General features: G+C 66.1%; 10 protein-coding genes. All 10 read right to left on the bottom strand.

Annotated elements, in window-relative coordinates; genetic code table 11:
* Positions 1-89: 89 nt before the first annotated feature.
* A complete protein-coding gene (bamA, locus tag AAFG16_RS24530) occupies positions 90-2,645 on the bottom strand; it encodes an outer membrane protein assembly factor BamA (RefSeq protein WP_342740827.1) in 2,556 nt (851 codons plus the stop codon).
* A 189-nt stretch (positions 2,646-2,834) separates the two neighbouring features.
* Positions 2,835-3,986: an RIP metalloprotease RseP gene (gene rseP / locus AAFG16_RS24525; RefSeq protein WP_283086732.1), complete on the bottom strand. Its 1,152-nt coding sequence runs from the start codon at positions 3,984-3,986 to the stop codon at positions 2,835-2,837.
* A 44-nt stretch (positions 3,987-4,030) separates the two neighbouring features.
* A complete protein-coding gene (gene dxr, locus AAFG16_RS24520) occupies positions 4,031-5,254 on the bottom strand; it encodes a 1-deoxy-D-xylulose-5-phosphate reductoisomerase (RefSeq protein ID WP_342740826.1) in 1,224 nt (407 codons plus the stop codon).
* A 4-nt stretch (positions 5,255-5,258) separates the two neighbouring features.
* Positions 5,259-6,044, bottom strand: a complete 786-nt coding sequence (locus AAFG16_RS24515; RefSeq protein ID WP_342740960.1) for a phosphatidate cytidylyltransferase — start codon at positions 6,042-6,044, stop codon at positions 5,259-5,261.
* A gap of 53 nt (positions 6,045-6,097) precedes the next feature.
* A complete protein-coding gene (locus AAFG16_RS24510; protein ID WP_342740825.1) occupies positions 6,098-6,856 on the bottom strand; it encodes an isoprenyl transferase in 759 nt (252 codons plus the stop codon).
* Positions 6,857-6,866: 10 nt separating this feature from the next.
* Positions 6,867-7,430 carry a ribosome recycling factor gene (frr, locus tag AAFG16_RS24505; protein WP_283086728.1) on the bottom strand — a complete coding sequence of 188 codons (564 nt, stop codon included), beginning with the start codon at positions 7,428-7,430 and terminating at the stop codon, positions 6,867-6,869.
* 68 nt (positions 7,431-7,498) lie between these two features.
* Positions 7,499-8,215: a UMP kinase gene (gene pyrH, locus AAFG16_RS24500; protein ID WP_283086727.1), complete on the bottom strand. Its 717-nt coding sequence runs from the start codon at positions 8,213-8,215 to the stop codon at positions 7,499-7,501.
* A 60-nt stretch (positions 8,216-8,275) separates the two neighbouring features.
* A complete protein-coding gene (tsf, locus tag AAFG16_RS24495; RefSeq protein WP_283086726.1) occupies positions 8,276-9,199 on the bottom strand; it encodes a translation elongation factor Ts in 924 nt (307 codons plus the stop codon).
* Positions 9,200-9,332: 133 nt separating this feature from the next.
* Positions 9,333-10,328: a 30S ribosomal protein S2 gene (locus AAFG16_RS24490; protein WP_027559432.1), complete on the bottom strand. Its 996-nt coding sequence runs from the start codon at positions 10,326-10,328 to the stop codon at positions 9,333-9,335.
* A 312-nt stretch (positions 10,329-10,640) separates the two neighbouring features.
* The gene (locus tag AAFG16_RS24485; RefSeq protein WP_342740824.1) at positions 10,641-13,052 is read right to left on the bottom strand and encodes a caspase family protein; all 2,412 of its coding nucleotides are present in this window, start codon (positions 13,050-13,052) and stop codon (positions 10,641-10,643) included.
* Positions 13,053-13,091: the final 39 nt, after the last annotated feature.

Here is a 13,091-nt window from a genome sequence, read left to right as displayed (position 1 = left end):
ATGCCTTATCTCATGGATTGAGCACGATCTTTTTGGCGACCGACCCCCAAGGAAAACCCGAGGGGCCGGATCATGCCCTGCTGATCGAATTAGAACGAGGTACCGCCGCCGAACCGGAACTCCTGCGTGCGGTCGTACTTGCCCTTGCTGAGCGGCACGGCGTAGTCGAAGCGCAGCGGTCCGAACGGCGACTGCCAGATCAGGCCGACGCCGACCGATGAGCGGATCACCTTGCTGTCGTCATAGATCAGGCCGGTACAGGTTCCCGCGGACACCGGATTGGTGGTCGAGGGGATGCAGTTCGAGTTGGCTGGCGTGGTCGTTTCGCCGGTCACGCTCCACGTCGTCGGTCCCTTGTAGTCATACAGACCGCCGGCATCGGCATAGACCGCACCCTTCAGACCCACTTCCTTCGGCAGGAACCAGAACGGCATCTGCAATTCGAACGAAGCGCCCCAGTACTTGGTGCCGCCGAGCGCGTCCTGCGTGTCGAACGGATTGATGTCGCGCGGACCGATGCCGTTCGGGGCGAAGCCGCGGACGAGGTTCGGGCCCATCTGGAAGTGATCGAGCATGCGCAGTTCGTTGTTGCCGATCTTGTTCAGAATGCCGCCCTGAAGGTGGACGAGGCCGACGAGGTCGGACACCAGCGGAGCGTAGTACTTCGCATCGATCACGGACTTCAGGTAGGAGACGTCGCCGCCGACGCCGGCGAAGTCCTGACGGAAGTCGATGAGCAGACCGTCGGTCGGGTTCTTGTTGTTGTCCAGCGTGTTGTAGCTCAGCGAGTAGCCGAGCGCCGACGTCAGGGTCTTGCCGCCAGCAAGCTCCTTGCGCACCGGCAGCGAGGCTTCGCCATCGCTGTAGCAGCCCAGGCCGTTGGTCGAAGCGGCAAGGGGGATACCAGTTGCGTTGGAAAAGGCTGGGCTCGGGTTGAAGGCCGGATTCGGCGTCCCATCCGGCAGGAACTGGACGTTGTTACAGTTCGCAAGGTAGCCCGGCAGCGAGATTTCCTGCTGGTAGATCGAGTAGCGCAGCTGGAGCGCCAGGTCTTCACGCAACGAGAAGCCGAGGCGCGGCGAGAAGCCGAGCGTCTTGGTGCCGTAGGAGATGAAGCTGTTGGACAGCTGCTGGCGCTGATAGAGGTCGAGGCCGAGCGCGACGCGGTAGTCGAGCAGATATGGCTCGACGAACGACAGCGAGTAGCCGCGGGCGTACTGGCCATAGGTCACCGACGCCTTGGCGAACAGGCCGCGGCCGAGCAGGTTGCGCTCGGAGACCGAGACTTCGGCCAGCGCGCCGTCGGTGGTGGAGTAGCCGCCCGAGACCGAGAAGTCGCCGGTCGATTTCTCTTCCATGTCCACGATCAGGATCACGCGGTCGCTCGACGAGCCGGGCTCCGTCGTGATCTTCACGGTCTTGAAGTAGTCGAGGTTCTTCAGGCGCCGCTCGGCACGATCGACCAGGGCGCGGTTGTAGGCATCGCCCTCGGAGATGTCGAACTCGCGGCGGATGACGTAGTCGCGCGTGCGGGTGTTGCCGCGCAGGTTGATGCGCTCGATATAGGTGCGCGGGCCCTCGTCGATGTTGAACACGACGGAGACAGTATGCGCCTCGAAATTGCGGTCGCCGCCGGGACGGACCACGGCGAAGGCATAGCCGCGGCGCGAGGCCTCGATCTGCATCTCCTCGACCGACTTCTCGACCGATTCGACGTTGTAGAGCGAGCCGACATTGACGCGCGAATAAGAGCGCATCGAGCTGGGATCGAAGTTCGGGATGCTGGAGCGGAGATCGACCGCGCCGACGCGGTACTGGGCGCCTTCCTCGATCTTGAAGGTGACGTTGAAGCCCTTCTTCTCCGGATCGTATTCGGTGAGCGCGGCCACGACCTGCACGTCGGCAAAGCCGTTCTTGAGGTAGAAGCGGCGGATCAGGTCGCGGTCGGCTTCGACGCGATCTGGATCGTAGATGTCGCCGCTGGCGAGGAAGCTCAGCAGATTCGATTCGCGGGTCTTGATGACGTCGCGCAGGCGGTAGGACGAGAACGCGTTGTTGCCGACGAATTCGATCGACTTGACGCCGGTCTTGGCGCCCTCATCGATCGTGAAGATCAGATCGACGCGGTTGTTCGGCTGCTCGATGATTTCAGGCGTGACGCGCACGTCGTAGCGGCCCGAGCGCCGGTAGATCTCGGCGATTCGCAGCGTGTCGGACTGCACCATGGCGCGGGAGAAGGTGCCGCGCGCCTTGGATTGGACCTCGGAGGTGAGCTGCTCGTCCTTGATCTTCTTGTTGCCCTCGAAGGCGATGCGACCGATCACCGGGTTTTCCACCACGGAGACGATGATCTGGCCGCCGGCGCCGCGGTTGATCCTGACGTCCTGGAACAGGCCGGTCTCGATCAGGGCCTTGAGGCCGTCGTCGATGGCGCCTTGATCCAGGCGGCCGCCCGGACCCGGCTTGAAATAGGAGCGGATCGTCTCCACCTCGACACGACGATTCCCTTCGACGGAAATCGACTGGACGGTCTGCGCGAGCGCAGACGAAGACACGAAAACAGCCCCGACCGGGGCAACCACCGGCGCGCCGAACATGATCAGGGTTGCGAGCAAGCCCCCCCGGAGTCGCAGTCCAAACTTCATGCGCAACGCGCCCTTATCATTCCGTACCAGACCCAACCCCAACGCCGATCTGGAAGATTCCCCAAGTTCAGAGCCGCTTGTAGCCAATTTCACCGACGCCGCAAACGGCCGAGCGCGCCGCAATTTCAATTTCATTCCAAGACGTTGCTCAACAGCAACGCCCTCCATCACGCCACAAAAAAGCCCCTATCAGGAAGCCGCCATCCGAAGGATGTCGTTGTAGGTCGCAAACACCATCAGCATCAGCACCAAACCGAGTCCGATTCGGAACCCCATTTCCTGAGTCCGCTCGGATAGAGGCCGGCCGCGCACCACTTCCGCTGCGTAGAACATAAGGTGACCGCCATCGAGCAGCGGAATCGGGAACAGGTTCAGCAGACCGATCGACACTGACAGCACCGCGCACAGGTTGATCACGAACTGGAACCCGGCGCTGGCCGCCTGCCCCGACATCTTCGCGATTCCCAGGACGCCGCTGACCTCGTTCGGATTGCCCTGTCCGACGAACAGCGAGCCCAGGAACTTGAAGGTGCTGGTGATGATGAACCAGACCTGCTCGACGCCGATCTTGAGCGCTTCGCCGATACCGACCGGGGCCGTCGAGGCCTCGCCGGCCTGCGACTTGTGCTCGACGCCGAGCACGCCGACGCGGTGGCTGTTGCCGAAGGGATCCTTACGCTCGAGCAGCGCCGGGGTTGCGGTCAGCGACACGATGGCGCCGTCCCGCTTCACCTGGAAGGCAAGCGCCGAACCAGCATTCATCGCGACGATTCGCTGCATGTCGGCGAAGCTCTCGATCGGCTTGCCGTCGATCTGGACGACGACATCGCCGATCTTGAAGCCGGCTGCGGCCGCAGCGCCTTCGGCGACGACGCCGTCAACGCGCGCGATCGTGCTCGGCTTGCCGTAATAAAGCGCCATGCCGGCGAAAATCAGCGCGCCCAGGATGAAATTGGCAATCGGGCCGGCCGCCACGATGGCGGCACGCGGGCCGACCTTCTTGTGGTGGAAGCTGCCGGCGCGCTCCTCCGCGGTCATGGCCGCGAGCATCTCGGCCGACGGGGTCGAGGCTTCGCTCTCGTCGCCGAAGAACTTGACGTAGCCGCCGAGCGGGATGGCCGAGATCTTCCAGCGGGTGCCGTGGCGATCGTTGAAACCGACCAGCTCGGGTCCGAAACCGAGCGAAAAGGTCAGCACGCGCACGCCTGCCCAGCGCGCGACCAGGAAATGGCCGAGCTCGTGGAAGAACACCACGATGGTCAGGACGAACAGGAAGGGAACCACGTAACCGAGAAGCCCATGGCTCAAGGCATTGAAACTATGGACGAAAAAGTCGATCATCGATTCCTCTTATCCAGCGCCGCAAGGCCCTGGCCCGAAGCCATCTAGGATGCCTTTAAGGCAATTTGAGGCAATAGGGCGGCAGCTCTATTTCGGGCAACATGGTCAACGGAGATTGCATCATCCGCGGAGGTCATCGGCGCCTGGTTGCCGCCGCGGATCCAGTCATCGAGCGTCGCCTCGACCAGCCGCGCGATCGCGCCGAACCGGATCTTGCCGGCGATGAAGGCGGCGACCGCGACCTCGTTGGCGGCGTTGTAGACGGTGGTCGCTCCCTTCCCGGTCCGGAGCGAATCGAAGGCCAGCCGCAGTCCGGGGAAGCGCTCGAAGTCCGGCGCCTCGAAGGTCAGCTGGCCGATCTTGGCCAGATCGAGCTTGGCCGCAGGTCCCTTGATCCGGTCGGGCCAGCCGAGGCAGTGCGCGATCGGGGTGCGCATGTCGGGCGCGCCGAGCTGGGCCATCACCGAGCGGTCGGAGAATTCGACCATGCCGTGGATGATCGACTGTGGATGAACGAGCACGTCGATCTCGTCGGGCGAGAGCGCGAACAGGTAGGACGCCTCGATCACCTCGAGACCCTTGTTCATCATCGAGGCCGAATCGATCGTGATCTTCTGGCCCATGCTCCAGTTCGGATGCTTGAGCGCCTGCTCGAGCGTCGCCTGCTCGATGTCGGCCGGCTTCCAGGTGCGGAACGGGCCGCCCGAGGCCGTGATGATGACGCGGACCAGTTCGTCGCGATTGCCCGATGCCAGGGCCTGAAACAGCGCGTTGTGCTCGGAATCGGCCGGCAGGATGCAGGCGCCCGCTTTCGCCGCGCGCTGCATGAAGAAATCGCCGGCGCAAACCAGACATTCCTTGTTGGCGAGCGCGACATGAGCGCCGCGATCGACCGCGGCCAGCGCCGGCTTCAGTCCGGCCGCGCCGCTGACGGCGGCCATGACCCAATCAGCCGGACGCGCGCCGGCCTCGATCACCGCGCTTTCGCCGGCGCCGCATTCGGTGCTGGTGCCGGCGAGCGCGGCCTTGAGCTCGGCGAGCTTGGAGGTGTCGGCGATCGCGACGTAGCGCGCGGAGAATTCCTTCGCGAGCTTGGCCAGCGCCGCGACATTGCCGTTCGCGGTCAGGGCTTCGACGCGGTAGCGCTCGGGCGCGGCGCGCAGCAAATCCATCGTGCTGTCGCCGATCGAGCCGGTGGCGCCGAGAACCGTGACGCTGCGGACGTCGGACGCAGCAAGCCTGTTGTTACGCAATGGGACTGCGCTCATATCCTCACCAAACCATAAGACCGCTTCCGGCGCTATGCACACCATGGCGAACAAAGCCGATAATCCACGCCATCAGGATGGCGGCAACAAAGCCGTCCAGGCGGTCCATAAGGCCGCCATGGCCAGGAATTAAGTGACTGGAATCCTTGACGCCGAAGCGCCGCTTCACCGCGGATTCGAACAGATCGCCGGCCTGCGATACCACCGACAGGATGGCGCCGACGAGCAGCAGCGGAACAGCCTTGCCGATCCCGCAGGCCGCAAAGCCGCCCGCCACCGCAAGGCTCGCCATGAAGCCGCCGAGCGCGCCGGACCAGGTCTTCTTCGGGCTGACGCGCGGCCACAGCTTCGGCCCGCCAATGCTGCGTCCGGCGAAATAGCCGCCGATATCGGTCGCCCACACCACGAGCAGCACGAACATCAGCGCGGAAAAGCCGTTGACCAGATCCTTCCGCACCAAAATCGAGGCCAACAGCGCCGCAGACGCATAAGCGAATCCGGTCGCCGCCCAAACGAACTTGCCGCGCGCGATCAGCATCACGATCACGCCGCCGACGCAGCCAACGATGATTGCGGTCTTGAGCGCGCCGGCGGCCACGCACAAGCCCATCGTGGCGATGGCGATCGTCCCTGCCCCGGTCAGCGCGGTCGAGCCCGCGCCCACCACCATCAGCCATTCCGCGAACAGTCCGATCGACACCAGGGTGACGAGCAGCGCCCACAGCCAGCCGCCGGCATAGGCGAGCGCAATGGCGAGCGGCGCCAGCACCAGCGCTGCGAGAATCCGCATCACGAGATTGCTCGGGGCTGGCTTTTCGCCCGCCGATACGGCGTCGGGTTCGCTCACGAGGCGGTTTTCGCGACCAGACCGCCGAAACGGCGCTCGCGCCTGGCAAATTCGGCGATCGCGCCTTCCAGCGCCGCCTTGTCGAAATCGGGCCAGTGAATCGGCACGAACACCAGCTCGCTATAGGCGGCCTGCCACATCAGGAAGTTGGACAGGCGCTGCTCGCCGCTGGTGCGGATGATCAGATCGGGATCGGGAATGTCGGGCGCATCGAGATGCGCGCCCAGCGTCTCGGCGTCGATCGTGTTGGGATCGCGCTTGCCCTCCGCAACTTCGCGCGCGAGCTTCTGCGCCGCCTTCGCGATCTCCTGCCGCGAGCCGTAATTGAAGGCGACGACGAGTGTCAGGCGCGTGTTGTCGCGCGTCAGCTCCTCGGCTTCGTTGAGAAGCGCGCAGATGTCGCTCTCGAGCCCTTCCCGCTCGCCGATGATGCGCACCTTGACGCCATCACGATGCAGGCTTGTCAGATCGTTGCGGATGAAGCGGCGCAGCAGGCCGAACAGATCGCCGATCTCGCTCGCCGGCCGCGACCAGTTCTCCGAGGAGAACGAGAAGATGGTGAGATAGCGGATGCCGAGCTCGTGCGAGGCACGCACCACGCGGCGCAACGCCTCGACGCCGCGGCGATGGCCTTCCGCACGCGGCAGGCCGCGCGCGGCCGCCCAACGCCCGTTGCCATCCATGATGATGGCGACATGCGCAGGCGCGTCGGACCGGTCGGGTCCTTCCGTTGCGGGCGCGGCGGCGTTGGACATGGAGGCAGCCTTAAACAGTCAGGATTTCTTTTTCCTTGGCGGCCAGCAGCTGGTCGATCTCGGTGATGGTACCGTCGGTCGCCTTCTGCACCTCGTCGGCGTGACGCTTCTGATCGTCCTCCGACATCTCGTGATTCTTCTCGAGCTTCTTCAGAACGTCGAGACCGTCGCGGCGGACGTGTCGTGCGGCGACCTTGGCGGCTTCGGCGTATTTGTGCGCGACCTTGACCAGCTCCTTGCGGCGCTCCTCGTTGAGCTCGGGGATGCGCAGGCGCAGCACCTGGCCTTCGGTCGCCGGCGACAGGCCGAGGTTGGAATCGACGATCGCCTTCTCCACCGCCTTGACCATCGACTTGTCCCAGACCTGCACCGAGATCAGGCGCGGCTCCGGCACGCTAACGGTGGCGAGCTGGTTGAGCGGCATGTGGCTGCCATAGGCATCGACCTGCACCGGATCGAGCATCGAGGCGGAGGCGCGCCCCGTGCGCAGACCGCCGAGTTCGTGCTTGAGCGACTGGACGGCGCCCTGCATGCGGCGCTTCACTTCGTTGAGGTCGAAATTACCCGTGGCCATCACGTTTCTCCTTCAAAATCCCGGCGACCTCTCCGCGACCCCGCCTTTGGGGCGCACCAGATGAGCCGTCAGCCGGCGACGATGGTTCCGTGGCCGGTGCCGCGCAGAATCGCGCCGATCGACCCCGGCTCCGCGATCGAGAACACGATGATAGGCAGTGACGTCTCGCGGGCAAGCGCGAAGGCGGTCGAATCCATCACCTTGTAGCCGCCCTCGATGGCCTGGGAATGCGTCAGCCGGTCGAAACGCGTGGCAGACGGATCCTTCTTCGGGTCGGCCGAGTAGACGCCGTCGACATTGGTCGCCTTCAGCACCGCTTCGGCGCCGATCTCTGCGGCGCGCAGCACCGCCGTGGTGTCGGTGGTGAAGAACGGATTGCCGGTTCCGCCGCCGAGCAGCACGATCCGCCCCTCGGCGAGGTATTTGTGCGCCGCGGTGCGGGTGAACAGCTCGGAAATCTCGGGCATGACGAAGGCCGACAGCGCGCGCGCCGGCATGCCCTTGCGCTCGATCGTCGCCTCCAGCGCGAGGCAATTCATCATGGTGGCGAGCATGCCCATGGTGTCGCCGGTCGTGCGCGACACGCCGCGCGAGGAGACCTCGACGCCGCGCACGATGTTGCCGCCGCCGATCACCACCGCCACCTCGGTGCCGAGCTTGCGGGCGGCGATCAGATCGTCCGCAACCCGGTCCACGGTCGGCTGATCGATGCCAAAGCCCTGCTGTCCCGCGAGATACTCGCCGGACAGCTTGATCACGACGCGACGATAGACCGGATCAGTCATGTGCACTTTCCTTGTCCGGGCGCCGCTTCCGGCGGCACGCCGGAAGGAACGTTCCGGCGCTTACTTCTTGCCGCTGGCCGCTGCGACCTCGGCCGCGAAGTCGCTTTCCTGCTTCTCGATTCCCTCACCGAGAGCATAGCGCACAAAGCCGGCGATCTTCACAGCGCCGCCGACCTTGCCTTCGGCTTCCTTCACCGCCTGCGCCACCGACTTGCCGGTGTCGTGGATGAAGGCCTGCTCGAGCAGGCAGACTTCCTTGTAGTAGGTCTTGAGGCCGGACTCGACGATCTTCTCGATCACGTTCTCGGGCTTGCCCTGCTGGCGATATTTGTCGGCGAGCACGTCCTTCTCGCGCTTGACGACCGCCGGATCGAGGCCGGACGGATCGAGCGCCAGCGGGTTGGCGGCGGCGACATGCATCGCGATCTGGCGGCCGAGAGCTGCGAGCTCGTCGGCCTTGCCGGGCGATTCCAGCGCCACGATCACGCCCATCTTGCCGGCGCCGTCGATAACGGCGCCGTGGACGTAATGCGACACCACGCCCTGGCTCACTTCGAGCGAAGCAGCACGGCGCAGCGTCATGTTCTCGCCGATGGTCGCGATCGCATCATTGATCGCGGCTTCGATCGTGACATCGCCGACCTTGGCGGCCTTGATCTTCTCGACATCGGCACCGGCGTCGAAGGCAACCTGGGCGATCATCTTGACGAGGCCCTGGAACTGGCCGTTGCGCGCGACGAAGTCGGTCTCGGAGTTGACCTCGACCACGACGCCCTTGTTGCCCTTGGTGAGCGCGCCGATCAGACCCTCGGCGGCGACGCGGCCCGACTTCTTGGCGGCCTTCGACAGGCCCTTCTTGCGCAACCAGTCCTGCGCCGCTTCCATGTCGCCATTGGTCTCGGTGAGCGCGGCCTTGCAGTCCATCATGCCCGCGCCGGTCGACTCGCGCAGGTCCTTGACCATCGCAGCTGTGATCGTTGCCATCGTTGAATATCCTTCTTGCCTGCCGGTTTGCCGCGGCGCGGCATCCACTTGCCCCGCCGCGGTCCATCTCAGGAATTCGCGTCAACTGAATGAAATGGTGGCCGGATCCGATCCGGCCACCCGGTCGCTCTGACTATTCCGCTTCCGCGGTCAGCGCCTTGGCCTTGGCCACCCAGGCATCCGCGCGGCTCGGCAGACCGACTTCTTCGCCGATCGTGTGCGCGGTGTCGTGGTCGAGCTCGGCGAGCTGCCAGTAGTGGAAGATGCCGAGGTCGTTGAACTTCTTCTCGATCGCACCCGACACGCCCGGGAGCTTCTTGAGGTCGTCGGCGGTGCCGCGCGGACCGGCAAGGCCCTGGAAGCCGCTCGAGGACGGGGCCGGCAGCTCTTCGGCGAGCGGACGGGCGGAGGCGCCGATGTCGATGCCCGAATCGCCCTGCGCGCGCGAGATGCCGTCGATCGCCGCACGGGCGATCAGGTCGCAATAGAGCGAGATGGCGCGGCCGGCGTCGTCATTGCCCGGCACCACATAGGTGATGCCCTTCGGATCCGAATTGGTGTCGACGATCGCGGCGACCGGGATGTTGAGGCGCTGGGCCTCCTGGATCGCGATGTCTTCCTTGTTGGTGTCGATCACGAAGATCAGGTCGGGCAGACCGCCCATGTCCTTGATGCCACCGAGCGAGCGGTCGAGCTTGTCGCGCTCGCGCTGAAGCGTCAGGCGCTCCTTCTTCGTGTAGGAATTGGCTTCACCGCCAGAGAGCACGTCGTCGAGATGACGCAGGCGCTTGATCGATGCCGAGATCGTCTTCCAGTTGGTCAGCGTGCCGCCGAGCCAGCGCGAATTGACGAAATACTGCGCGCAGCGCTTGGCCGCGTCGGCGACGCCGTCCTGCGCCTGGCGCTTGGTGCCGACGAACAGGATGCGGCCGCCCTTGGCAACCGTGTCGCTGACGGCCTGGAGGGCCTGATGCAGCATCGGCACGGTCTGGGCGAGATCGACGATGTGGATGTTGTTGCGGGTGCCGAAAATGAAGGGAGCCATTTTCGGATTCCAGCGGTGAGACTGGTGACCAAAGTGCACGCCAGCTTCGAGCAGCTGACGCATAGTGAAATCGGGGAGTGCCATCGTTCTAATTCTCCGGTTGGTTCCTCCGGAAACGTGTGAGCAAAACGGAGCGTTCTCGCCCCGGTTGCCACCGGACGGCCTTGTGAGCCATGTTTCCGTGTGAGATGGCGCGCTATATAGCGCCATTTCGGCCAGAAGCAAGGAAATAAGGGCCATTCGGGGGCGGTTTTCGCCAGCCGAAGGCCGTTTCCCGTAGGGCCTCCGCCCTGCCCTAAAGCATGATCCGGAAAAGTGCCCAGCGGTTTTCCGAAAAGATCATGCTCAAACAACAACCTAAAGCGCGATGACGATCCATCCTAATTTCAGCGCGCTTTAGCACTTCGGCTGGTTGGGCGGGCACTTCTTCGCGGCGGCCGGCGGTGCCGCAGGACGCGGCGGTGCGGCCGGCCGGGCTGGCGGGGCAACCGCCACCCGGGGTGGCGGCGGGGGCGCCGGCCGGGCTGCGGGCGGTGGCGGCGCAGGCCGCGCGGCTGCGACCGGCGGAGCCACCCGTGCCGGTGGAGGCGATGCGACGCGCGGCGGAGGCGGTGGCGCCGGGCGCGCGACGGCGGCTGGCGGCGGAGGCGTCGGCCTCGCCACCGCCTGGGACCGCGGTGGTGGGGCCGAGGGCCGGGTCACCTGCGCCGGCGCAGCCGACGGAAGATGCTGCGGCCTAGCCGGCTCGCGCGCGGCGGCGGGTGGCGGCGCGGCCGGTCGTCCCGCGGGGCGCGCAGATGTGTCGGCAGCGGGCGGCGGCGAGCCGGCCGGCTCGCGGATAGCGGATTTGGCGCGATCCGCAGGCCCGGTTCCGGGCGGCACTCCCGCAACCGGCGGCTTGGGCGGCTGGCCAGGCGCAGCAGTCGGGTTGGTCGGCGCGAGTGCAGCGGCCGGAGCGGTCGTCGTTGGCGGACCGGGATGGGCCGGCGGCGTTGTGCCGGGAGCCGTCGCGGTCGGCGCGGGCTTGCCGCCGGGCAGAGGCCCTGCCCCCGCCGGCGGCGCGGGCGGGCCACCCTGGGCTCCGGGAACCGGCAACGTGTTGGCCTGGGGCAATCTGGGCAGCGGCGCGGTGGGTGGCGCTGAGGTCGGGGCAACATTCGCCGGTGTCACCGGGGGTGTTCCCGGCCTCGCCGTCGGCTGGATCGTCGCGCTCTGCGGCATCGGCGCCTTGCCCTGCTGGATCAAAGCGGCGCGCTGGGCGACGGCCTGCGGCACGGCCGGGCCTGCGGGGTTGGCGCGACCGGCCACCGCCGGCGCCAGACTGGCCGCTCCGGTGCTGAAACCCGGCGGCGGCGCCAGCGGGCGATTGATCACGGTGTTGATGACGGTCGTGTTGTGGATGTTCTGGTAGATGATGTTGTTCGGCGGCGGCGCGACATAGATCGGCGGGCGGACGAACACCGGAATCGGCACGAACACCGGCTGCGGCAGCACGAACAGCCCGACCACCGGCAGCGGCGGCGGCAACACGACGAAATCCGGCGGCGGTGGCGGCAGATAATAGATCGGCGGCGGCGGTGGCGGCGCGAAGCCAAAATCAGGGTCGCTGAAGTACAGCACGGGACGGTCGACATAGACCACCTCCTCCGGCGGCGGTGGCGGCACGTCGTAATCCAGCATGGCGAAGCTCGGCGGCGGCTCGAGCGGTGCGGTCAGGATCGCAAGCCTGCGCCGCGCGTCGCCGGCATGCGGCCCGCGCGAATAGCGGCGCAGATAGGACCAATAGGCGTCCGGCGTGTCGGCGCGATAGGTCCGCCGCCAGGTGATCGCCTCGCGGCGCGCCGCCACGATCACCATCACGCGCTTCGACAAGGGATCGCCGGGATAGGCCGCGAGAAACTCCTCGTAGGCTGGCAGCGTGTCACGCGCGAGCGCGGCGGCATAGGCATCCTGCACGCCGAGATCGTGGATCGGCTTGCTCCGGATCGCAGCGATCTGGTCGGGCGCAACCTCCGGCGGCGGCGCATCGGGCCCGCGCTCGAAGAACGAGAACTGCGCCGAGATCTTCTGCTCGTTCCAGGGCACCTGCGCGCCCTTGGAGGATTCGTTGACACGCAGGCGGACGCGGTCGAACACGTCAGGCAGCGCCAGCCCGCCGGTGCGGATCATCTCGGCCAGCGACTGCGCGTAGATGCCGTAGGGTCCCGGCTCTTCCGGCGCGACAGTGCCGGGTGCGGCGTTGAAGGCGATCAGCATGTTCGCCTCGGGCTCGACCAGCGCGAGGCCGCTGGCGATCGGCTGCCCGCCTTCGATGAAGGGCTGGGCGCGGGCCGCATCGAGCACGACGATGTTGGCCTTGAGCTGGATCGACGCGAGCTGGCGCACATAGTCGCTGATGCGCAAGGCTTCGGTCGGAATGTCGGTGTCGCGGCTGATGTTGGAATCGACCGGGATGAAATAGTTCTCGCCCGCAAGCTGCACGCCGTAACCGGCCAGATAGATCATCGCGACGGTGCCGGGGCCGGAGGCCTGGGCCTTCTGGATGAAATCGCGAAAGCTCTTGCGCAGCGTGTCGCCATCGAGATCGCGCGCCCCGACAACGTCGAAGCCCGCCGCCTGCAGCGTCTGCGCGATCAGGCCGGCGTCGTTCGCGGTCGTCGCCAGCGGCGACTTGGCGTAGGCGCCGTTGCCGACCACGAGCGCGATGCGCTTTTCCGGCTGCTGCGCGCGCGCCTGGTCCGGTGCGCCCGCGGCAAGGACCGCGAGCGGCAGGAGAAGGCAGATGAAGGCTTTGAGCGTCCCACGCATGGCTTGCTTGCCCGGCTTTGTCGTTGAGGTGCCAGCGCG

It is taken from the genome of Bradyrhizobium sp. B117, from assembly GCF_038969555.1.
Lineage (GTDB): Bacteria > Pseudomonadota > Alphaproteobacteria > Rhizobiales > Xanthobacteraceae > Bradyrhizobium.
The sequence above is the reverse complement of the archived record's forward strand: the minus strand, read 5'-3'. Positions and strand labels throughout refer to the sequence as shown.